The 21,702-nt window shown below is 55.8% G+C and carries 24 protein-coding genes; 7 read left to right on the top strand and 17 right to left on the bottom strand.

What is annotated here, in order from left to right; all coding sequences use genetic code 11:
- Positions 1–27: 27 nt before the first annotated feature.
- Both ACR809_RS18145 and mtnC read right to left on the bottom strand, forming a co-directional pair.
- Positions 28–570: a 1,2-dihydroxy-3-keto-5-methylthiopentene dioxygenase gene (locus ACR809_RS18145; protein WP_002894357.1), complete on the bottom strand. Its 543-nt coding sequence runs from the start codon at positions 568–570 to the stop codon at positions 28–30.
- Positions 567–1,256, bottom strand: a complete 690-nt coding sequence (mtnC, locus tag ACR809_RS18140; RefSeq protein ID WP_040181792.1) for an acireductone synthase — start codon at positions 1,254–1,256, stop codon at positions 567–569. Before mtnC ends, ACR809_RS18145 begins: the two co-directional genes overlap by 4 nt.
- 141 nt (positions 1,257–1,397) lie before the next feature.
- Here mtnC and ACR809_RS18135 point away from each other — a divergent pair, with 141 nt between their 5' ends.
- Positions 1,398–2,543 carry a pyridoxal phosphate-dependent aminotransferase gene (locus tag ACR809_RS18135; RefSeq protein ID WP_020802207.1) on the top strand — a complete coding sequence of 382 codons (1,146 nt, stop codon included), beginning with the start codon at positions 1,398–1,400 and terminating at the stop codon, positions 2,541–2,543.
- On the opposite strand, the gene ACR809_RS18130 is transcribed toward ACR809_RS18135, so the two are convergent.
- The 4 genes from ACR809_RS18130 to dsbG all read right to left on the bottom strand — a co-directional run bounded on the left by ACR809_RS18130 (position 2,544) and on the right by dsbG (position 6,351).
- A complete protein-coding gene (locus ACR809_RS18130) occupies positions 2,544–3,170 on the bottom strand; it encodes an IbrB-like domain-containing protein (RefSeq protein WP_032443814.1) in 627 nt (208 codons plus the stop codon).
- Entirely contained in the window at positions 3,155–4,378 is a 1,224-nt protein-coding gene (locus ACR809_RS18125; protein WP_016946809.1) for a phosphoadenosine phosphosulfate reductase, read from the bottom strand. Before ACR809_RS18125 ends, ACR809_RS18130 begins: the two co-directional genes overlap by 16 nt.
- 110 nt (positions 4,379–4,488) lie before the next feature.
- Positions 4,489–5,421 (bottom strand): DNA-binding transcriptional repressor CitR, encoded by a 933-nt coding sequence (citR, locus tag ACR809_RS18120; RefSeq protein ID WP_004147565.1) that lies wholly within the window; start codon positions 5,419–5,421, stop codon positions 4,489–4,491.
- Between the two features lie 180 nt (positions 5,422–5,601).
- Positions 5,602–6,351, bottom strand: coding sequence for a thiol:disulfide interchange protein DsbG (gene dsbG, locus ACR809_RS18115; protein ID WP_002894375.1), 750 nt, complete (start codon positions 6,349–6,351; stop codon positions 5,602–5,604).
- A 411-nt stretch (positions 6,352–6,762) separates the two neighbouring features.
- Between dsbG and ahpC the strand changes: the two genes are divergently transcribed.
- Together ahpC and ahpF are read left to right on the top strand one after the other, a co-directional pair.
- Positions 6,763–7,326 (top strand): alkyl hydroperoxide reductase subunit C, encoded by a 564-nt coding sequence (ahpC, locus tag ACR809_RS18110; RefSeq protein ID WP_002894394.1) that lies wholly within the window; start codon positions 6,763–6,765, stop codon positions 7,324–7,326.
- Positions 7,327–7,513: 187 nt separating this feature from the next.
- Positions 7,514–9,079, top strand: coding sequence for an alkyl hydroperoxide reductase subunit F (gene ahpF, locus ACR809_RS18105; protein ID WP_004142378.1), 1,566 nt, complete (start codon positions 7,514–7,516; stop codon positions 9,077–9,079).
- A 76-nt stretch (positions 9,080–9,155) separates the two neighbouring features.
- On the opposite strand, the gene uspG is transcribed toward ahpF, so the two are convergent.
- The 4 genes from uspG to dcuC all read right to left on the bottom strand — a co-directional run bounded on the left by uspG (position 9,156) and on the right by dcuC (position 12,623).
- Positions 9,156–9,584, bottom strand: a complete 429-nt coding sequence (gene uspG, locus ACR809_RS18100) for a universal stress protein UspG (RefSeq protein WP_002894401.1) — start codon at positions 9,582–9,584, stop codon at positions 9,156–9,158.
- A gap of 186 nt (positions 9,585–9,770) precedes the next feature.
- The gene (gene rnk, locus ACR809_RS18095; protein ID WP_002894404.1) at positions 9,771–10,181 is read right to left on the bottom strand and encodes a nucleoside diphosphate kinase regulator; all 411 of its coding nucleotides are present in this window, start codon (positions 10,179–10,181) and stop codon (positions 9,771–9,773) included.
- Between the two features lie 178 nt (positions 10,182–10,359).
- Entirely contained in the window at positions 10,360–11,157 is a 798-nt protein-coding gene (rna, locus tag ACR809_RS18090) for a ribonuclease I (RefSeq protein WP_021312515.1), read from the bottom strand.
- Between the two features lie 92 nt (positions 11,158–11,249).
- Positions 11,250–12,623, bottom strand: coding sequence for an anaerobic C4-dicarboxylate transporter DcuC (dcuC, locus tag ACR809_RS18085; protein WP_004142371.1), 1,374 nt, complete (start codon positions 12,621–12,623; stop codon positions 11,250–11,252).
- A 338-nt stretch (positions 12,624–12,961) separates the two neighbouring features.
- Between dcuC and pagP the strand changes: the two genes are divergently transcribed.
- Both pagP and cspE read left to right on the top strand, forming a co-directional pair.
- The gene (pagP, locus tag ACR809_RS18080) at positions 12,962–13,480 is read left to right on the top strand and encodes a lipid IV(A) palmitoyltransferase PagP (RefSeq protein ID WP_004183399.1); all 519 of its coding nucleotides are present in this window, start codon (positions 12,962–12,964) and stop codon (positions 13,478–13,480) included.
- Positions 13,481–13,674: 194 nt separating this feature from the next.
- A complete protein-coding gene (gene cspE, locus ACR809_RS18075; RefSeq protein ID WP_002439184.1) occupies positions 13,675–13,884 on the top strand; it encodes a transcription antiterminator/RNA stability regulator CspE in 210 nt (69 codons plus the stop codon).
- A gap of 67 nt (positions 13,885–13,951) precedes the next feature.
- On the opposite strand, the gene crcB is transcribed toward cspE, so the two are convergent.
- Complete coding sequence (crcB, locus tag ACR809_RS18070; protein ID WP_002894459.1) at positions 13,952–14,335, bottom strand: fluoride efflux transporter CrcB; 384 nt, start codon at positions 14,333–14,335, stop codon at positions 13,952–13,954.
- A gap of 89 nt (positions 14,336–14,424) precedes the next feature.
- Here crcB and ACR809_RS18065 point away from each other — a divergent pair, with 89 nt between their 5' ends.
- Together ACR809_RS18065 and tatE are read left to right on the top strand one after the other, a co-directional pair.
- Complete coding sequence (locus ACR809_RS18065) at positions 14,425–15,213, top strand: deaminated glutathione amidase (RefSeq protein ID WP_002894461.1); 789 nt, start codon at positions 14,425–14,427, stop codon at positions 15,211–15,213.
- A gap of 242 nt (positions 15,214–15,455) precedes the next feature.
- Positions 15,456–15,662, top strand: a complete 207-nt coding sequence (gene tatE, locus ACR809_RS18060) for a twin-arginine translocase subunit TatE (RefSeq protein WP_002894464.1) — start codon at positions 15,456–15,458, stop codon at positions 15,660–15,662.
- A 190-nt stretch (positions 15,663–15,852) separates the two neighbouring features.
- Here the strand turns inward: tatE and lipA are convergent, their stop codons facing one another.
- The 6 genes from lipA to rlpA form a co-directional block, all read right to left on the bottom strand.
- Complete coding sequence (gene lipA / locus ACR809_RS18055) at positions 15,853–16,818, bottom strand: lipoyl synthase (RefSeq protein WP_002894467.1); 966 nt, start codon at positions 16,816–16,818, stop codon at positions 15,853–15,855.
- A gap of 180 nt (positions 16,819–16,998) precedes the next feature.
- A complete protein-coding gene (locus tag ACR809_RS18050; RefSeq protein WP_020803604.1) occupies positions 16,999–17,958 on the bottom strand; it encodes a YbeF family transcriptional regulator in 960 nt (319 codons plus the stop codon).
- Between the two features lie 130 nt (positions 17,959–18,088).
- Entirely contained in the window at positions 18,089–18,733 is a 645-nt protein-coding gene (lipB, locus tag ACR809_RS18045; RefSeq protein ID WP_002894472.1) for a lipoyl(octanoyl) transferase LipB, read from the bottom strand.
- Between the two features lie 104 nt (positions 18,734–18,837).
- A complete protein-coding gene (gene ybeD / locus ACR809_RS18040) occupies positions 18,838–19,101 on the bottom strand; it encodes a DUF493 family protein YbeD (RefSeq protein ID WP_002894474.1) in 264 nt (87 codons plus the stop codon).
- Between the two features lie 112 nt (positions 19,102–19,213).
- Positions 19,214–20,413 carry a D-alanyl-D-alanine carboxypeptidase DacA gene (gene dacA, locus ACR809_RS18035; RefSeq protein ID WP_002894539.1) on the bottom strand — a complete coding sequence of 400 codons (1,200 nt, stop codon included), beginning with the start codon at positions 20,411–20,413 and terminating at the stop codon, positions 19,214–19,216.
- A gap of 138 nt (positions 20,414–20,551) precedes the next feature.
- Positions 20,552–21,700, bottom strand: a complete 1,149-nt coding sequence (rlpA, locus tag ACR809_RS18030; protein WP_004147579.1) for an endolytic peptidoglycan transglycosylase RlpA — start codon at positions 21,698–21,700, stop codon at positions 20,552–20,554.
- Positions 21,701–21,702 lie beyond the last annotated feature (2 nt).

The following is a 21,702-nucleotide window of genomic DNA, read 5'->3' as shown; positions in this document are numbered from 1 at the left end:
CGGTTTAAGACTGACGACAGTTTGACGTTACGCCAGCCGCGGGTAGGCGCTGGCGATATCGTCGCCGGTAAACTGGGCGATCCAGCCTTCCGGGTTATCAAAAATGCGAATGGCGGTGAAGTTCGGTTCTGATCCCATATCAAACCAGTGCGGAGTGTGGGCGGGAACCGAAATCAGATCGTTCTTTTCGCACAGCACCTGGAACACCTCGTCGCCAATGTGCAGGCAAAACAGGCCAGCGCCCTCGACAAAAAACCGGACCTCGTCTTCGCCATGGGTGTGCTCGTTCAGGAACTTTTCCCGCAGCGCCTCTTTTTGCGGGTTATCGGCGCGCAGGCTGATGACGTCCCAGCTCTGGTAGCCCTTTTCGGCGACCAGTTTATCAATCGCATGCTGATAGGCGGCAATCACCGTTTCTGGGCTGGGATTTGCGCCGAGGTCGCGGTCGGCCTGCCAGCGCTCGAAGCGGACGCCTTTGGCGTTAAGTTGATCCTGAATCGCTTTGGCGTCGGTGCTGTGCCAGACCGGCGTTTGCGGATCGGTCACGGAAAAAAGAGTTAATGCGCTCATGCTGGGATCTGCTCCGGATGAATGTCGTCAAAACGCTGAACCTGAGGATGGTGGCTCGCCGGGTCGCGGTCGCCGCGTACCAACTGGATCGTTCGCAAACCCGCGGCCTCGGCGGCGTCGAGCTCCTGATGGATATCCGACAGGAACAGGATGGTGCCAGGGGCATGGCCCAAGTGTTCAGCAATGTTACGGTAGGACTGCACCTCGCGTTTGGCGCCTACCAGGGTATCGAAATAGCCCGTGAACAGATGAGTAATATCACCTTCATCGCTGTAGCCAAATAACAATTTCTGCGCAGCCACGGAGCCTGAGGAATATACATACAGATCAATACCCTGCGCTTTCCATTTCTCCAGCGCCGGCAGTACGTCCGGGTAGAGATGGCCGGTAAAGTCGCCGTTGAGATAGCCGTCACGCCAGATGATCCCCTGCAGCGCCTTCAGCGCCGTGGATTTACGGTCTTCATCCATAAAGGTGAAGAGGGTAGTGATAAGGTCGGCGGTGCTGGCGGCGGGGGCGTCTGTTTCGCGGCGCAGGTTGTCGAGAATGGTTTTGACCGGTTCAGCGTGCTGCTGAGCGGTCACAAAGCCGGCCAGTCGTTCGCGGGCGTAGGGGAACAGCACGTTATGCACGAAGCGGATATCGCTGGTGGTGCCTTCTATGTCGGTCACGATGGCGCGGATCATGGTTTCTCCAGAGTGGGCGTAGCGTGGAATAACATTAGCATTTAGACGTCTAAGCGTCTTGATTGCCAAATATTAACATCGTGTTATAGTGGCTTCAACAACAGCATTACAATCGGTATAAAAAGAATGAACAATAACCCCTTGATTCCAGAGAGTAAACTTCCTGCGCTCGGCACCACGATTTTTACCCAGATGAGCGCCCTGGCCCAGCAGCATCAGGCCATAAACCTGTCCCAGGGCTTTCCCGATTTTGACGGCCCGCGCTATCTGCAGGAGCGTCTGGCGTACCACGTGGCGCAGGGGGCGAATCAGTACGCCCCGATGACCGGCGTGCCGGCGCTGCGCGAGGCGATCGCCGGGAAGACGGCGGAGCTGTATGGTTACCAGCCCGACGTTAACAGCGAGATCACGGTCACCGCCGGCGCGACGGAGGCCCTGTATGCGGCGATCACCGCCCTGGTGCGCCGCGGCGACGAGGTGATCTGTTTCGATCCCAGCTATGACAGCTACGCCCCCGCGGTGGCGCTGGCCGGCGGCGAGTTACGTCGTATTGCGCTGCAGCCGCCGCACTTTCGCGTCGACTGGCGGCAATTTGCCGCCGCCCTGAGCGAGAAAACCCGGCTGGTGATCCTCAACACCCCGCACAACCCTTCGGCCACCGTCTGGCAGCGCGAGGATTTTGCCGCCCTGTGGCAGGCGATCGCCGAACGCGAGATCTATGTCCTGAGCGATGAAGTCTATGAGCATATCTGCTTTGCTGAGGGCGGCCACGCCAGCGTACTGGCGCATCCACAGCTGCGCGAGCGGGCGGTGGCGGTCTCTTCGTTTGGCAAAACCTTTCATATGACCGGCTGGAAGGTCGGCTACTGCGTGGCCCCGGCGGCCATCAGCGCCGAACTACGCAAGGTGCACCAGTATCTGACCTTCTCGGTGAATACCCCGGCGCAGCTGGCGATCGCCGACATGCTGCGCGAAGCGCCGGAGCATTATCGTGAGCTGCCGGCGTTTTATCGGGAACGTCGCGATCTGTTTATTGAAGCGCTGCGTCCCAGCCGGCTGGAAATCCTGCCCTGTGAAGGGACCTATTTCCTGCTGGCGGACTACAGCGCCATCTCCGATCTAGACGATGTCAGCTTCTGCCGCTGGCTGACCACTGAGATCGGCGTGGCGGCGATCCCGCTCTCCGTCTTCTGCGCCGATCCGTTCCCGCACAAGCTGATCCGCTTGTGCTTCGCCAAACAGCCGGCGACTCTGCTGGCCGCGGCGGCGCGTTTGTGCCAGCTGTAGTTACTTAATCGTCCACGCCTGGGAGAACTGGCGGCCGGCGAACATCTCTGTCAGGCCGCTAATTTGCTTCAGACGCAGCACTTCATCGGCATCCATCCCCAGCTCTTTGCCGATTTTCTGCGGCGTCCAGCCGAGCCGGGTCAGCTCGCGGACGATCTCTGACATGGCGTGGATTTGGTGGCGACCGCGCGCCCGGTTATGGCGTATGGTCGCTGCCATCAGCCCGTCACGCGAGGCAGCATCACTCGTCAGGCAGGTCACCGGCAAATAGCCTTTTAGCGTTTTTTTCAGCACGGCTTTGCTGCAGGCCAGCTCATGGCGGTGAAAACCATCGACAATCGTATACGCCTGTGGGCCTTGCTGGATGACGACGACCGGCTGGGTAAAGCCGTCGGCCTCCAGCGACGTTTGCAGCAGACGCTTCTCCGGCGGCGCCACGTTATTCGGGTTGTAGTCGTTGGGGGCGATCAGCTCCTGTTTGACCCACAGCACGCAGTCGACGGGCTGCGAGCGGAAGGGGCTGTAGTGGTGGAGCACCTGGCGAAACGCGTTGATAGCCTCAATGCGCGCCTCGTCATCCAGCTTTTGCAGGTAAGCTTCCAGCGCCTGCGTCAGTTGTTGTTGCATAAAATCCCCCATTGTTGGCGATGTTTTTCCATGCGTTTACGGTAGCGCTGATAGTGGCTGCTTTTGGTTGGGCTAAACGAAAGCTGTCGGCACCAGTAATCGTTATTGAGCAGTACTTTGCAGACTCGCCGCCAGGATGGGATATCTTTGGTGCCAATGTCCGCAGGTTGGGTATCCGGAATATCCTCCATACCTTTTTTCTGGTACCAGCGCAGGTAGACGGCGATTTTATTGCGGTAGTGCTCGGCGGTGGTTTCCGGCATGCTGTCGAGCAGGAACAGGGCGTAGCTTTTCCACGTCAGGTGGTCGGGCTTGTCGATTTTCCGATGACCGTAGAACTGATTATCATGCCCGGCATAGACCCCGCCGCTGTGCGCGCCGCTCACTCGCTGGCACATCGCGGCCCAGCGCTCAGGTTCCAGCACGTGATACAGCCACAGCCCCTGGCGCTGCTCGGGACCAAACGGTTCGCAAATGCGCATATAGCGCAGCGGCACCCCGGCCTGATACATCAGATCGTACAACGGGTTATAGGGCTCGCCGCTTTTGGCAAACCAGGTCCAGATATCGGCGGTTTTCCAGTCATAGAGCGGGTAGATGTACCAGGCGTGGCCGCCCGGCGCTGAAGTGGTCCATGGTTTATCGTCGGCGAAGCGCTGTTTACGCTGTGAAGAAATCGTCATAAAGCGATTTAGCGATTCGTCGGCGCGAATGCCCACCAGCACGGCGGCGGGACGACGCTGCGAAAACCACTCGGCGAAGTGGCTGACGAAGGCTTCAAAGCTCATTCCGGGTTGATAAAATGAAAAATAGCCCGGGTGGGTAATGGCCCAGGGCGGCGGCTGGCGTACCCACTCGGTTCCGGACTCCCAGCATTGCCATTGCGGCTTATACTGCGTCAGGGCATTTTGGGTGGTGAGCGGCAGGGCGACCCAGTAAAAGGTTTCGATGACATCCGCATACAGCGCACGCAGTTTTTCACAGTGGGCGATGGTGCAGGAGAACTGCGCTTCCCAGTCAATAAACAACACGCAGATTTTTTTCCCCTGTAACCGCGCCGCCTGGGCGGTTAAATGCAGCATAACGGTGGAGTCTTTTCCCCCGGAAAAAGAGACACAGATGCGCGAAAAATTATCCATGACCCACTGGATCCGCTGCTCAGTTGCCTGCAGCACCGATTCCGGTAAGGGATATTTAATAAACGACATGACCATTAATCCTTTAATAGTAGAAAATTCCCGTTAGCTCAGTATAAACGATGAGGGGTAGGAAATTAATGGTCGATTATTGTTTCTGGCAGCGGGGGAACAGAAGGGCGTTATTCGCTGTGATTAAATTGGGGCTGTGATGCCTCTCGATCATTCATTAATATGGTGATTAATTCAGTTAAAAAATGATTTTGCGAAGATGCATGGTGGTAATTAATGTAGATCGTGATATCCGGAAAAAGATTATCTATGTTGATGGCGTGAAGCTGCATAGTGGGTGAGATAAAGTCATATAAATAGGAAGGCAAAAAGCCAATTAAGTCGGTTTTATTAATCATGTTAAGAATGGTCATAAAAGAGTCGCTGCGAAAGGCAATATTGCGCGGATTCAGCCAGGCGATGCTGCTTTGCTGCACGCGCTGAATAACGGGATCGTTGGTAATATAGTGAGTGAAAAACTCCTGTGCCAGTGACTCTACCGAGGTAAGCGTTTCGCGTCGCGGATGGCCCGCCCGGCAAACCGCCAGCGTCTGCACCGTCTGATAGGGCTGACAGATCGTGGCGCGGTTGGTAATGGGCATGCGGGTGAACACCAGGTCCGCCTGGCGATACGCCAGCAGCTCCTCAGCCGATTCGGTGGTGGTCAGGTTATGGTGCTCAATTTGCAAGTTCGCCTGATGACAGAGCTGGTTAATCATAACGTGGCTATTGACTGAACAGAACAGCGGGGGGCCATATATCACAATACGTTTACGCAGTTCTGAGCGATTATTAAGATTGATGGTTTTTTCCAGCTGCTCCAGATTTTGCTGTAGATGATAATGAAGATTGACGCAGGCGGTGGTGGGCGTCATTCCTTTGCCAACACGAACAAATAGCGGATCGTTTAACTGCTGGCGCAGACGCTGCAACGACTGACTCACCGCTGAGGGGGTGATAAATAACATCGCCGCCGCTTTGCTGATGCTCAAATGTTGATAGATACATTCGAAAATAACCAATAAATTCAAATCGAACTTTTTCAGATCGTAAAGATTTGCCATTAATGCAGTCCTGTTTATTACCGGTGCGGATTATAATATTCTTAATGATAATGTTTTGTGGCTTAATATTTGCGGTGTGAATTTAATTATTGGCAAATACAGTTAAGTTCTGCTTAATATATCTTATCGTCGACGGTGGCGCCAGCGGTCGCTTCCGCCAGGCGCCATTGCGGGATGGAATTACTCTTTTTCACCCATCATAATATGCAGTTTCTCTTTATCCGGTAGGCCGACCACCTGCTGCAGCATATTATCTTTATTCATATAATAAATCGCCGGCGTCACGTTGGCTCCCAGATCGTCCATCAGCTGCTGGTTGACGTTGAGCATTTTCATTTTCTCCGGCGGAATTGCTTTCGGGATCGTCAGAGCCATTTTCCCATTCGATTGCTCGTAATCATGCCAGGTTTTCGCCGGATCGCTGCTGGCGAGAATCGCCGCGGCGGTGGCCGGGCTCTCCGGCTTAATCACCCCCACCAGCAGAGTGCGGATCTGCACTTTACCGGCCTCTACCCAGGGGCGGGATTGCTGCCAGAACTGCTTGCAGTAGGGACAGAAGGGATCGGCAAAGACATACAGCACGATAGGGGCGTCCTTGCGACCATCCTGCAGCCAGTGGGCGCTGGCCATCTTCTTCCACATCTCTTGTCCCGCCGGGGTATAGAGTTCTTTCTGAAACAGCTGCTCGCTGAGGTTGCTGCCGTTCTCATCATACATATAGCCGGAGATCGCGTGTTTACCATCCGGCGTTAGGTAGATGGCGACCCCCATGTCCTGGTATTTGCCCAGCCAGCCTTTCATTCCCCCCGGCGCCTCAAAGGGTTTTATAATGGTAATGCCCTGTTTTTCAATCGCTTTTACCGGAGCGGGGAGTTCCTCCGCATGGCTGCATAACGGCAAAAGGCTGAGTAACAGCAGACGCTTTAACATAAGTATTCCTTGTAAAATCAGCAGGAAAGGGCAAAACGATTGTCGAACCTATCACAGTCATAGGCAAGATCAGCAGAATGACGGATTGCCCTTTGCTGGCGTGGGTGATGTAATCCTGGATGCTGTTACATTAAGGTAATGTAGAGCGCAACACATAGCCAGTCTGACTGGCGCTGAACCTACCCTCGGGTATTTCAGGTAACGGGGCCGCCTGAAAAGGTGGCCTTTTTACTTTTGTCGCGGCAAATGATGCGAAAAACAGCGATTAGCGCTGAACGCGTCGACAGGTTCACAGAGTTGTCTTGTTCCGGTTGTTAGATAACGCTTATTGATTCGATAATGTAAACGCATTGGTCGGGTCAGGAAAAATTCGTTAACTTAGACCTCAACGAAAACACGGAGGAAGTATAGATGTCCTTAATTAACACCAAAATCAAACCGTTCAAAAACCAGGCATTCAAAAATGGTGAATTCATCGAAGTCACCGAGAAAGACACCGAAGGCCGCTGGAGCGTCTTCTTCTTCTATCCGGCTGACTTCACCTTCGTCTGCCCGACCGAACTGGGCGACGTGGCTGACCATTACGAAGAACTGCAGAAGCTGGGCGTAGACGTTTACTCTGTGTCTACCGATACCCACTTCACCCACAAAGCGTGGCACAGCAGCTCTGAAACCATCGCCAAAATCAAATATGCGATGATCGGCGACCCGACTGGCGCCCTGACCCGTAACTTCGACAACATGCGTGAAGATGAAGGTCTGGCTGACCGCGCTACCTTCGTCGTTGACCCGCAGGGTATCATCCAGGCGATCGAAGTTACCGCTGAAGGTATCGGCCGTGATGCGTCTGACCTGCTGCGTAAAATCAAAGCGGCGCAGTATGTTGCGTCTCACCCAGGCGAAGTCTGCCCGGCGAAATGGAAAGAAGGCGAAGCGACGCTGGCTCCTTCTTTAGATCTGGTTGGTAAGATCTAAGTCTGTTTGTGCCCGGCGGCGCTACGCTTGCACGGGCCTACAAGATCGTAGGCCGGGTAAACGGCGTGCCACCCGGCAATCAATGGGCGCTTTCGCGCCCATTTTATTCCAACACCATGATGCAAGCGCATTCAGGCAGCCTGACGAGGCCGCTTGCATGATGATGTTTTAAGCCCAGGAGATAACAATGCTCGACACCAACATGAAAACCCAGCTCAAGGCCTACCTTGAGAAGCTGACCAAGCCTGTTGAGCTGATTGCCACGCTGGATGACAGCGCTAAATCGGCAGAAATCAAGGAACTGTTGGCTGAAATCGCTGAACTGTCAGACAAAGTCACCTTTAAAGAAGACAACACGCTCGCGGTACGTAAGCCCTCGTTCCTGATTACTAACCCAGGTTCCGACCAGGGGCCGCGTTTTGCGGGCTCGCCGCTGGGCCACGAGTTTACCTCGCTGGTGCTGGCGCTGCTGTGGACCGGCGGTCATCCGTCGAAAGAGGCCCAGTCGCTGCTGGAGCAGATCCGCGATATTGATGGCGATTTCGAATTCGAAACCTACTATTCGCTCTCCTGTCATAACTGCCCGGACGTGGTCCAGGCCCTGAACCTGATGGCGGTGCTCAACCCGCGCATCAAACACACGGCGATTGACGGCGGGACCTTCCAGAATGAGATCACCGAGCGTAACGTCATGGGCGTGCCAGCGGTGTTCATGAACGGTCAGGAGTTTGGTCAGGGACGGATGACGCTGACTGAAATCGTCGCCAAAGTGGATACCGGTGCGGAAAAACGCGCAGCGGAAGAGCTGAATCAGCGTGACGCTTACGATGTACTGATCGTTGGCTCCGGCCCGTCCGGCGCGGCGGCGGCGGTCTACTCTGCACGTAAAGGGATTCGTACCGGCCTGATGGGCGAACGCTTCGGCGGCCAGGTGCTGGATACCGTGGATATCGAAAACTATATTTCGGTGCCGAAAACTGAAGGCCAGAAGCTGGCAGGCGCGCTGAAAGCGCACGTCAATGACTATAACGTCGACGTGATCGACTCCCAGAGTGCGACCAAACTGACGCCGGCGGCGACAGAGGGCGGCCTGCATCAGATCGAAACCGCCTCCGGCGCGGTGCTCAAGGCGCGTAGCGTCATCATCGCCACCGGGGCGAAATGGCGCAATATGAACGTGCCGGGCGAAGAACAGTATCGCACCAAGGGCGTGACCTACTGCCCTCACTGCGATGGTCCGCTGTTTAAGGGCAAACGCGTAGCGGTAATCGGCGGCGGGAACTCCGGCGTGGAAGCCGCCATTGACCTGGCGGGCGTCGTAGAGCACGTAACCCTGCTGGAGTTTGCCCCAGAGATGAAAGCCGACCAGGTGTTGCAGGATAAAGTCCGCAGCCTGAAGAATGTCGACATCATTCTTAATGCGCAGACCACGGAAGTGAAAGGCGATGGCAGCAAAGTCACCGGTCTGCAGTATCGTGACCGGGTGAGCGGCGATGAGCATCATGTCGCGCTGGCGGGGATCTTCGTCCAGATTGGCCTGCTGCCTAACACCACCTGGCTGGAAGGCGCCGTTGAGCGCAACCGCATGGGTGAGATCATCATCGATGCGAAGTGCGAAACCAACGTCAAAGGCGTGTTCGCCGCGGGCGATTGCACCACCGTGCCGTACAAACAGATTATTATCGCGGCAGGGGAAGGGGCAAAAGCGTCGCTGAGCGCTTTCGACTACCTGATCCGCACGAAAACCGCATAACAAGTCAGACAATAGACCTGCATAACAAAGAGGCTACCCAGGGGTAGCCTCTTTTTTTATACTCTTTTCGTCATTCTTACCTGACGACCATTACCGGGATATGGGCATGGCGGATCACGCTCGAGGCATTGGAGCCGAGCAGGTGGGTACTGATGGAGGGATTGCGTGAGCCAATAACTACCACGTCGGCGTTAATTTCGCTGGCCAGCTCGTTGACCATATCGCGCACGCTGCCAAAACGGACATGTAGCTTGATACGAGACGGGTCAATGCTGAAGTGGCTGACCATCGTCTGCAGGCGAGTCTCCGCCTCATGCTGCAGATGTTCCTCAAACCGCCGCAGGTCGGCGGTAAAACGGCTCATGGTAAAGCTCGCGGAACCCGGTAAGACGTGGAGCAGATGGATCACCCCGTCCTGCTGGGCCAGAAACTCCGCGTGCCGGACGGCTTTATCGCTCAGCGCCATCTCAAAGACATCAACCGGCATAATGATAGTCTTATACATATGCAATCCTCCTTGTTCGTTTGCGTCTATATCAACATATTATATGCGGATATTGTGTCATTCAGGTCGCAAAACTGTCAGCCAGGCAGGCGCAAAGCGTAAAAAAGGGTAAGCGGCGGGAAAACAGCAGAAAGAGGATGTGCGGACATCCTCTGAATAAAGCGCGAAACGCCTCAGGCAGCGGAATTAGCGGTGGAATTCGCCAGCGGCTTCCGGCTGGTACAATAGCTCCAGCACTTCCAGGTGCGTCGATGCGCCGCCCGGCAGCTCCCAGTGAATGGTGCTGCCGACTTTCAGGCCCAGCAGCGCGGCGCCCACCGGCGCGAGGACGGAGAGCTGGCTGGCGCTGTCGGTCACCTGTGACGGAAACACCAGCGTCCGCACGCGCTCTTCGCCGCTGGTTAAATCGCGGAATTTTACCCTGCTATTCATGGTGACGACATCATGCGGCATCGCTTCCGGGGCCAGCATTTGCGCGCGGTCGAGTTCCTCATTCAGGGCATCGGCAACCGGTGAGTTGGCGAAAGCCGGCTGCTCCAGCAGCCTGTCGATACGTTCGGCATCCAGTTCATTAATGATGATTGCGGGTCTGGTCATTGCATACTCCATGTTATCCAGGAACCTGTCCGTAAAAGAAAACCCTCGCCGAAAGGGGCAAGGGTTAAGGTCCTACCATCATACTGAGAGTTGCCGGCAGTTTGAAGTGATGAAACGCACATTCAGCGTGCAACACCATCCGGCGGACGGTGTTTTCCAATCAGCATCCCGCTTTGCGCTAGTGGCCAACCTTATCGAGGATAAACTGTGCGCCGCAGTTACCCGGGTGAGGCTGGGGCAGAAAAGCGGAAGTGGCCAGCGGGGCGTTGATGGTCGCGGCGTTGAGCGAGATTTGCATCTCCGTCAGATAGGCCGGATTACCGTTGCAGGTTAGCTTAAACGCCTTCACGCTCTGCGGACCCCAGGCGCGGGCCACGGCGGCGTCGAAGTCGGCGCGGCTGACCGTTTGGCCATAGTGCTTCGCGAGAAAATCCCCCACCGGGCTGCGCTTAATTTCACCGTTTAGTCGCACCATGGCGCCAAAGTAGCTGTCGGGATCGAAGCCGAAGCAGACGCCATGTTTGGCATATTCGTAGCGTTCCAGACAGGAGGTGCCGCCCGATCCCGGCATCACATTATTAAGTTTATTGGCCATCTCCAGCGACAGCCCGGTCTCCGCCGCCTGGCATTTGCGGTTCGCTTTTACCTCCGGCATGTTGGGCACCGGACGCGTGGCGCAGCCGTAGCGCATCCAGCGACGTTCATCCACTCCGCGCGCGGCAATGGACTTTGGCAGCCCGGGCCACAGGCCATGCACGGTCAGAAAGTCGGCTTTATTCGCGGTGTCCTGCTGCAGGCGACACTCTTCCGGTTCGTTGCGATTGCGGTCATATATGCTCTGACAGAATCCGGTTTGCCAGGAGAGGGCAAGGACGTAGCGGTCAAAATCAGCGTATCGCGTCGCGGTGAGCGGTTCAGCACCGGCCTGAGTGGCGGTAAGCACAAGGGCAATCGCGGCGAAATCCTTCCTGAACATTTTTATTCCTGATTATGGATGGCAAAAGATAACGGGGAGTTATTAAAGCATAAAAAAGGCGCCCGCTGGCGCCTTTTCGCGTGGTTAGACCATTAGTGGAGCGCGCTGCCGGGCACCAGGATTTCAGTAGCAACGATCACCACCAGCAGGCCAACGAGCACCGGCACTGAGGTGCGCTTGACCACTTCGAATGGGGAAATCTTCGCCATCCCGGCAACGGCGACCACCACCCCGGAGACGGGCGATATCGTGCGGCCGAGGTTAGAAGCCTGCAGCATCGGAATCGACAGGTAGGCCGGATTGATGCCGGAGGAGTGCGCCAGCTTGGGGATCATCTCAACGAAGGCGTAGAACGGGGCATTACCGGAACCGGTGGTCATCGCCGCCAGCATGGTCAGGATCACCAGCACCAGCATCAGAATAATGCTGGCCGAGCCGAAGGAGGTGGCGATTGAGATCAGACCGTTGATAAAGCCGATAGTGCTTAACCCCTGGGCAAAGACGCCGGCGGCAACCAACAGCATCACTACGCCGGCGAAGGCGTCGGCCATTCCACGGTAGGCGACTTCCAGCCCGCTAAAGACGTTTTTGGTGTTGAAACCGCGCAGGAACTCGAGGATCGCCGCCAGCAGCATGCAGCCAACGAGGATGGTGATAATGTGCAGCTCCGGCCCCCATTTACCGTCAAAGATCAGCACGCCGATGATCGGGGTAAACGGCAGAATGGCATACAGCGCCGGGGCGGTGGTGGTGATGTCGTTGACATCGAGCATCTCGTGAGAAATGTGTTCTTTTTTATCAAGATAGCGCTGCCAGAAAAAATGGGCGATTGCCATGCAGATAATGGCCGCGATGGAGATCGGCAGCGTGGTTTTAAAAGCAAAGTCGATCAGCGGCATTTCAGCGGCTTTGGCCGCCAGGACGACGTCACCCGAGGTTGGCGAGAGGATAATCGCCGCCGGTGAGGCGCAGATGGCGGCGGCGGCCCCGCGGCTGATACCGACGTTCACCATTACCGGGAACAGCGTCGCCATCAGTAGTACGCCAAGGCCGGTCGCGGAGGAGACGGCCAGCGACATCAGGCAGGCGACAAAATAGGCGGCAATCATCAGCAGATAGGGCGAATTAATATAGCGCAACGGCTTCGACGCTAATTTGACCACCATATCATTAGCGCCAATATGGGTCATATAGGTGGCGAAGCCGCACAGCATCATGATCATCATACCCAAATCGCCGCCGCGGCTCATGAGTAGAATCTTAATGTATTCAATAATATCGGTAGCGGAATAGCCGGTGCTCGCGGTATTACCCGGTAACACTTTATGTCCCAGCAGGGCGCTGACGATCAGTAAGATTAAGCCTCCGACGAACAGCACCCCGGTGGCCGAGTAGCCTTTAATGATATAGCGGGCTACGCCCACAATGACCACGATCCCTATCAGGATCTCAATAAACGTCAGCATTTATTACCCCTAAACCCAAAGAATATGTAGATAAAAAGCACCACACCAAATTTTAATGTGCGAATGTGCCGAAAAAACGGACAAAACTCGCTGATGCAAATCAATAAAGCGATAAGAACTACACGTCCCCCATCACGCCTGGATATAATCACCAGATGGATAGTTAAGCCGTTCTGATGGACAGCGGGCGAAAATCAGGAGTTTGCCTTATTTCGTTCAACCTGCATTGAGATTATCTTTGCTATTTTAGGTGGCTTTTAAATCAAAGTGGTAATAGAAAAGTGTTGATGTTACGTCGTTTTTCATTGTTTTCTCTTGGTTTTTTAGGATGGTTATTGGTGTCCGGAAACGCCAGCGCGTCGTTTTCATCGACCCTTAGCGAAGGTTACCATACCTTAAGTAATAACGTAGCGCAGACCTGGAATGAGCCGGAGCACTATGATTTGTACGTTCCAGCCATCACCTGGCATGCGCGCTTTGCCTATGACAAGGAAAAAACCGATAAGTATAACGAACGTCCGTGGGGGGCAGGTTTCGGCGTCTCGCGCTGGGATGAGAAAGGGAACTGGCATGGCCTGTACCTGATGGCGTTTAAAGACTCTTTTAATAAGTGGGAGCCCATCGGCGGCTACGGCTGGGAGAAAACCTGGCGCCCGCTGACGGACCAGAATTTCCACCTCGGCCTTGGCTATACCCTCGGCGTCACGGCGCGCGATAACTGGAACTACATCCCGATCCCGGTGATCTTGCCATTGGCGTCAATAGGTTACGGTCCGGCAACTTTCCAGATGACCTATATTCCCGGCACCTACAATAACGGTAACGTTTACTTCGCCTGGGCGCGCTTCCAGTTTTAATTCGCTAAGTCTTAGCAATAAATGAGATAAGCGGAAGGTCTTGTGCAAAAACAAGGACTAAAGCGTTACCCACTAAAAAAGATAGCGACTTTTATCACTTTTTAGCAAAGTTGCACTGGACAAAAGGTACCACAATTGGTGTACTGATACCCGACACAGCATTAGTGTCGATTTTTCATATAAAGGTAATTTTGATGTCTAAGATTAAAGGTAACGTTAAGTGGTTTAATGAGTCCAAAGGATTCGGTTTCATTACTCCGGAAGATGGCAGCAAAGATGTATTCGTACACTTCTCTGCAATCCAGTCCAACGGTTTCAAAACTCTGGCTGAAGGTCAGCGCGTAGAGTTCGAAATCACTAACGGTGCCAAAGGCCCTTCTGCTGCAAACGTCATCGCTCTGTAAGCAACGCGTCAGTAGAATATAAAAACCCGCTAATAAGCGGGTTTTTTTTTGCCTATCTCCTTCGCTTTTAGCGGCTGGCCGCCTGCGAGAAAAGCCAGAAGGCGACCGCCGTCATCGCAAACGAACCCAGCAAATTCACCGCGACGTTGAGCAGCGCCCAGCTTACCCGGCCCTGCTGCAGGAGAAACACCACTTCCGCAGAAAAGGTGGAGAACGTGGTCAGGCCGCCGCAGAAACCGGTGGTAATCAGCAGTTTCCACATCGGGTCAATACCGGTCAGACGATTAAACCACGCCAGCCCGGCGCCAATCACAAAGGCGCCTAACAGGTTGGCCGTTAGAGTCCCAATCGGGATAGCATGGTGCACAGGATTGAGCTTCATGCCGAGCCACCAGCGCAATACGCTGCCGGTGCCGCCGCCAATAAAAACGGCGCAAAGAAGTTGAAACACGGTCGTTTCCTGCTATTTGATGTAAGAGAGTGTCAAGTGTAGCGCGCATCGGGCGCGATTGGCTATCCATAACCTGACGGGAGAAGAACATGCGGGTAGCGGCAGGACAATTTGCCGTCACGCCAGTATGGCGGACGAATGCGCAAACCTGTGTGGCGATGATGCAGCAGGCGGAGCGAGAAGGGGCAGCGCTGCTGGTGCTGCCGGAGGCGTTGCTGGCGCGGGATGACAACGACCCGGATCTGTCAGTTAAATCGGCCCAGCCGCTGGATGGCGCATTTTTGCAGCCGCTGTTGGCCGAGAGCAGGCGTAACAGCCTGACCACGGTCCTGACGCTCCATGTGCCGTCAGGGGAGGGGAGAGCGACCAACACGTTGGTGGTATTGCGGGAAGGCGCAGTGATCGCCCATTATCATAAACTTCATCTATATGACGCCTTCGCGATGCAGGAGTCCCGGCGGGTGGATCCCGGTCAGCAGATCCCGCCGGTGATTGAGGTGGCGGGATTACGCGTTGGCCTGATGACCTGCTACGATCTTCGCTTTCCGGAACTGGCGCTTTCGTTGGCCCTGAATGGGGCACAGCTGCTGGTGCTGCCCGCTGCATGGGTGAAAGGGCCGCAGAAAGAGCATCACTGGGCGACGCTGCTGGCGGCACGCGCTCTCGATACTACCTGCTATATCGTGGCGGCAGGCGAATGCGGAACGCGCAATATCGGGCTGAGCCGCATCGTCGATCCGCTGGGGACCACTCTGGCGGGGGCCGGGAGCGAGCCGCAGCTGATCTTTGCCGATCTCTCTGCGGATGACCTTGCGCGCGTTCGCGAGCGTTTACCAGTGCTGCGGAACCGACGATTTGCGCCACCGCAATTATTATGACGTTTTTTTAAACAAGGCTTGATTCACCTTGTTACAGATTGCTATTGTGTCCGCGCGTCAAATACCCGTATTGTTTATCCCAATAATTCGCTGTGCACGTCAGGATGGACATCTCAGCGCTCACTCCCGGAGGGGAGGCTATGGGCCGAAACACGCAGCCCACGCACAGGTGGATTACAATAGGACGGATAAATGCGTGTATGATGGCGTATTCGCAGCTTGTATAGAGAAGAAGGTTAGCTATGGGTGAGATTAGTATTACCAAACTGCTGGTAGTCGCAGCACTGATTATCTTAGTGTTTGGTACCAAGAAATTACGTACGCTGGGCGGCGACCTGGGGTCGGCTATCAAGGGCTTTAAAAAAGCCATGAACGAAGATGACGATAGCGCGAAGAAAACCACCGCAGAAGAAGAAGCGCCGGCGCAGAAGCTCTCTCATAAAGAGTAATTCTCCGGCTGCGTCTCCTGACGGGATGCTGGCGGTACGGCGAAGAGGCCGCGACGTTTATCGTTGCGGCCTTTGTCGTTTTTGTCGACGCCGCGGAGAAAAGATGCAACTAACTGTTACGGACAGGCGAAACGGATGAAGCGGAGAGAGCCGCTGCGCCGAAAAGGCGCGCAGCGGCGGAAGCGGTGGGTTATTTAACTTCCATCCCTTTAGCCTGCAGGTCGGCATGATAGGAAGAGCGGACGAAGGGACCGCAGGCGGCGTGGGTGAAGCCCATCGCCATCGCTTCCGCTTTCATCTCTTCAAACTCTTCCGGGCTGACGTAGCGCTGCACCGGCAGGTGGTGACGGCTCGGCTGCAGATACTGGCCTAACGTCAGCATGGTGACGCCATGGCGACGCAGGTCGCGCATCACTTCGATGATCTCGTCGTTGGTTTCGCCCAGACCTACCATCAGGCCGGATTTCGTCGGGATCTCCGGGTGCGCTTCTTTAAAACGCTCCAGCAGCTTCAGCGACCAGTTGTAATCCGCGCCCGGACGTACCTGACGATAAAGACGGGGCACGTTTTCGAGGTTATGGTTGAAGACATCCGGCGGGGTCACCGTCAGAATATCAAGTGCGCGATCCATGCGGCCGCGGAAATCCGGAACCAGCGTTTCGATCTTAATCGACGGGTTTTTCTCGCGAATGGCGCTGATGCAGTCGGCAAAATGCTGTGCGCCGCCATCACGCAGGTCGTCACGGTCTACCGAGGTGACTACGACATAGCGCAGACCCATATCGGCGATAGTTTGCGCCAGCTTTTGTGGCTCGTTTGCATCTGGCGCGACCGGGCGTCCATGCGCGACGTCGCAGAACGGGCAACGGCGGGTACAGATCGCGCCGAGGATCATAAAGGTCGCGGTACCGTGGTTGAAGCATTCTGCAAGGTTCGGGCAGGAGGCCTCTTCGCACACAGAGTGCAGGCCGTTCTTACGCATCGCTGCTTTGATTCCCTGGATACGGGACGAGTCTGCCGGAAGTTTGATTTTCATCCATTCCGGTTTTCTGAGCAGAGCTTCACGCTCAGTTGCCACGTTTTTCACCGGGATAAGGGCCATTTTATCGGCGTCGCGGTACTTAACACCGCGTTCCATCACAATGGGTTTACTCATAGCGTGCGTGTTCCAGTTGCGAGTCACGAAGGAAAGCGAATTAATTCAATGAAATGTTGCAATTATCAACTATTTTTGAATCAAGAGCAGGCAGTATACCATTGAAAAGGGGCAGAAAGCAGCCTGCCTGCCCGGCAAATTGTAAAATAGTTGTTGTTTTATCCTTTTCCCTTCCGTGCGCTACGCCTTAAACGAGCGGATCACCGTCTCGATGATCTCTTTCAGCAATGGCTCTTTCCCGCTCAGCTTATTAAAGTGCAGCGCAACGTCAATCTGCTCTCCACCCAGGGAAGGGAAATCCAGGGTCTGCAGCGGCCAGAGACGGGACACCATGGCGAACAGGCGTTCGGTGGTCAGACCCAGCATATCGCTCCCGGCGATCATCGCCGCCTGGGTCATCAGGTTAAAGGTGCTAAAGCCGCAGCGGCGCTCGCCCATCTCTTCCTGTAGTCGGCGATGGAGGGTGGGGTAGCGCTGGCCTTCCGGCAGCAGCAGCGCAAATTCGTACTCCGCGAGGGTCGTTTCATCCTGCGGACCGTCCAGCGCGGGATGCCCTGCGCGGCAGTACATCTGTACCCGATCCTGATACAGCACATGATGGCTTATCGCCTGGCCGCTGTGCAGGTGGGTATCAATGAGCAGATCCACCTGGCGCTGGTCAAGCTGCCGCGCGGCGTCGACGATGGCGATATTGTGCAACAGGATCTGCGGGAAGGTCGGCTTCAGCGCGCTGGCCAGGCCAGGCATCAGCAGCGCTCCCATCGCTGGCGTAGTGGCGATAGTGATCACCCGCTGCTGGTGCGGGCTACCGGTGATATCCAGCGCGCTGAGGAAAGCTTCCATGCCGCGGCTGATGTATTGATGAAGATGGGTGGCATAGGCGGTGGGGGTGACGCCCTGTCCTTTGCGGATAAATAGCGGATCGGGGAACAACGCCCGCAGTTTGTTAATTGACTGGCTAATCGCCGAGGGTGTGATATTGAGTATCTTCGCGGCGTTGACGATACCTTTATGTACGTATACCGCTTCAAAGATCGTCAACAGATTGAGGTCAATATTACGCAGGATGCGAAACATTTGACGATCGTAACGTTCATCCTGTCTGTCAGGAGATTCTGACGGAGGCGTATTCTCTGGCACGCGATGAGTCCGGTTGGGAATGATAGGCCAAGTATAGCGGCCCACCGCGTTGCCGTGCGTGACAATTGATTGCAAAAATAACGTGTTACTCGTTTAGCGCCCCGCTGACAGCGGGACGTTGGCCTGCCGCTTAATCCCGGGGAAGATATTCGTGCGGTGGATGATTTAGCAGCGCCAGCAGATTGGCGACCAGCCGCGGAGCGACCGTCTCCGGGGAGGCTGCAGGCTGCCACTGGCGCATTTGCGTCATCTCCATACCGGCATAGCCGCAGGGGTTGATACGCAGAAACGGCGTGAGATCCATGGCGATATTAAGCGCCAGACCGTGGAAAGAACAACCTTTACGGATCCGCAATCCCAGAGAGCAGATTTTGCGTTCGCCGACATAGACGCCAGGGGCGTCGGCGCGGGGGTGCGACTCGATACTATATTCAGCCAGGGTATTGACGACCGTTTGCTCCAGCAGCGTCACCAGCTCCCGCACGCCCAGCTTACGGCGCTTGAGGTCCAACAGGACGTACATCACCTGCTGTCCCGGACCGTGATAGGTGACCTGGCCGCCGCGATCGCTCTGGATCACCGGAATATCGCCGGGCACCAGCACGTGTTCCGCTTTGCCGGCCTGACCCTGGGTGAATACGGGGTGATGTTCCACCAGCCAGATCTCGTCGAGGGTATCTTCATCACGGGCGTCGGTAAATTCATGCATCGCCTGCGAGACGGGTTCGTAAGGTTGCAGGCCAAGCTGCCGGATAAGAATTTTATTGTGCTGCAAAACAACATCTCCGCCGGGAAGAGAGAATTCAGGTTGGGGAGTATATCACAGCCGTGCAGAAGGGAATGAGAAGACCCGGCACGGCGGCCGGGTCAGGGAAAAGGTTACAGCACCATCCGAACGATATCGATATTGCCTAACTCTTCGTACAGCGTTTCCACTTGTTCAATGTGGGTGGCGTTGATGGTGATGGAGACCGAGTGGTAGTTACCTTTGCTGCTCGGTTTTACTGACGGCGAGTAATCACCAGGCGCATGGCGCTGTACCACTTCCACCACCTGATCAACCAGCTCCGGCAACGCCTGCCCCATTACTTTGTAAGTAAATGGCGTAGGGAATTCAAGCAGTTCGTTAAGTTTGGTTTTCATGTCAGCTCCGGTGTTACGACAAAATAATAACTCCCACCAAGGGCGGGAGTTATCAGGTTACTTGGATGAATAGTATATGGGGATGGAAATCACACTTTCAAGTGTTCGATTTTTAACCAAACCAGTGGTGGAACATTAATTTAATGTAATCAATAATTTTGCCGAAGAAATTACCTTCCGGAATTTCCTGCAGGACCACCAGCGGACGCTGGTCGATGGTTTTACCATCCAACTGGAAGTTAATGGTGCCGACAACCTGGTTTTTCTGCAGCGGGGCGTGCAGCTCAGTGTTATTCAGTACGTAGCTGGCTTTCAGATCTTTCATTCGGCCGCGCGGAATGGTCAGGTAGACGTCTTTATCCACCCCCAGCGAAGCGCGATCGCTGTCGCCGAACCAGGCCGGTTCGGAGGCAAACTCTTTGCCAGCTTTAATCGGGTTGACGGTTTCGAAGAAGCGGAAGCCCCAGGTAAGCAGTTTTTTGCTTTCCGACTCACGGCCTTTGAACGTCCGGCCGCCCATTACCGCGGAGATCAGGCGCATCTGGCCTTCGGTGGCGGAGGCGACGAGGTTGTAACCCGCTTTGTCGGTATGGCCGGTTTTGATGCCGTCGACGTTCAGGCTGTTATCCCACAGCAGGCCGTTACGGTTCAGCTGGCGGATGCCGTTGAAAGTGAACTCTTTCTCACGATAGATGGAGTACTCGTTCGGTACGTCGCGGATCAGCGCCTGGCCAATCAGCGCCATGTCGCGCGCGGAGCTGTACTGTCCGTCAGCATCAAGACCGTGAACGGTCTGGAAATGGGTGTTTTTCAGGCCCAGAGCATTGACGTAGTTGTTCATCAGGCTGACGAAGGCGTCCTGGCTGCCGGCGACGTAGTCGGCCATCGCCACGCAGGCATCGTTACCGGACTGCAGGTTAATACCACGGATCAGCTGAGAAACCGGCACCTGCATGCCCGGCTTGAGGAACATCAGAGAAGAGCCTTTGAAAACCGGGTTGCCGGTGGCCCAGGCATCGTTGCCGACGGTGACCAGATCGGACTCTTTGAATTTGCCCGCTTTCATCGCCTGACCGATAACATAGCTGGTCATCATTTTGGTCAGACTGGCCGGGTCGCGGCGGGAGTCGGCATTGTTTTCAGCCAGTACCTTGCCAGAGTTGTAATCGATAAGGATCCAGGATTCGGCGTCAATCTGCGGGGCGCCTGGGATCATCGTTTTGATATTCAGGTCATCGGCGCGGGCAGCGGAGGAGAGCGCTGCAACGGAGAGCGCCGTAATGAGTAAACGAGCGGTGAAAGAGGTCTTCATGGTCAGAACAACGGCATCCGTGATGGAGTTAAAAAAGTGCCTTACTATAGCAAATGCTCTGCGGGCCAGCATCCGACATTGCGCATGAGTTTGTTAATGACTTTTACATGCGCGAGGTGAACGGGCGGCCCGCGGCGTTTAGTTGGCGCGAGTAATAAAGGACTGCAGCTGCGCTTCGCTTTGCAGGCGCTGCTGCACGGCGCTGGCCTGTGCTTTATCAGCAAAGGGACCCAGCTGAATACGCCAGACCGCGCCGTTTTGCATGACCCGGCCTGGCACAGAAAACTGCTGGCTCAGGCGCTGCTGATACTGCTGCGCCCGCGTCTGGTCGCTTACTGCGCCCACCTGGACAACAAAATTACCGCTGGCGCTGGAGGTCGCCGAGGACGAGGCCGCCACGGCGCCAGCGGCTGCGGCGGTGGCCGCAGCGGGCGCCACATTACCCTGAATGGAGCCAGGCGCGGTCACTGGCGCTGTTGGCGTGGCGCCGGCGGCAGGAGCCGTCGCGGCGGCTGCCGCTGGTTCGCTACTCTCCAGCACGCCGTTGTTCAGGGGCGTCGGCGCGCCGAGGAAACCGCCGCTGTTCACCGGCGCGCCCACGCTGTCTGCCGGCGTCAGCGTGCTGTTGCTGATCGGGCGAACGTCAGTGGGTGCGGGCTGGCTCATGCCAGCGGCGTCCCCACCGTCCAGATTCGGACGGGCGGGCAGGGCGTAAGTCTGTTTGGCGACGGTGGTACAGGCCATCCCCGGGCCGGAAAGCGAACCGTCAGGCGCGACGATGATGGGGTCGATGCGCACTTTGGTGTTGTTGGAGGTGTTCAGGCGGTCAGCGGATGCGCGGGAAAGCGAGATGACCCGATCGTTGCCATAGGGACCGCGATCGTTAATCCGCACGACGATCATCCGTCCGTTGGCAAGGTTAGTGATCCGCGCGTAGCTCGGGATCGGCAGCGTCGGGTGCGCTGCGGTCAACTGAGTCGGATCGAAGGCTTCGCCGCTGGCGGTCAGGTTGCTGTTGGGTTCAGCGTCATAGATCGCCGCGAAACCGGCCTGAGTAAAGTTGGCCGGATCCTGAACGATTTTGTAGCTTTTACCGTCGCGCTCATAATCCTGATTCGCCGTGGCGTTCGGCGTTTCATACTGCGGATCGGCGCCGCTGATCTCAACCGTCGGGCCATTACAGACGGCCGGCTGTGGAGTACTGACCGTTTTTTGTTGCACGTCATCACTCGAACATGCCGCCAGCAGCCCCGCTGCTATGCAGATCCCCAGCCATTGCTTACGCATTG

The sequence above is a fragment of the Klebsiella sp. CD33 genome, from assembly GCF_051992865.1.
GTDB classification, from domain to species: Bacteria; Pseudomonadota; Gammaproteobacteria; order Enterobacterales; family Enterobacteriaceae; genus Klebsiella; species Klebsiella pneumoniae.
This window is presented reverse-complemented; position numbering and strand designations above follow the sequence as displayed.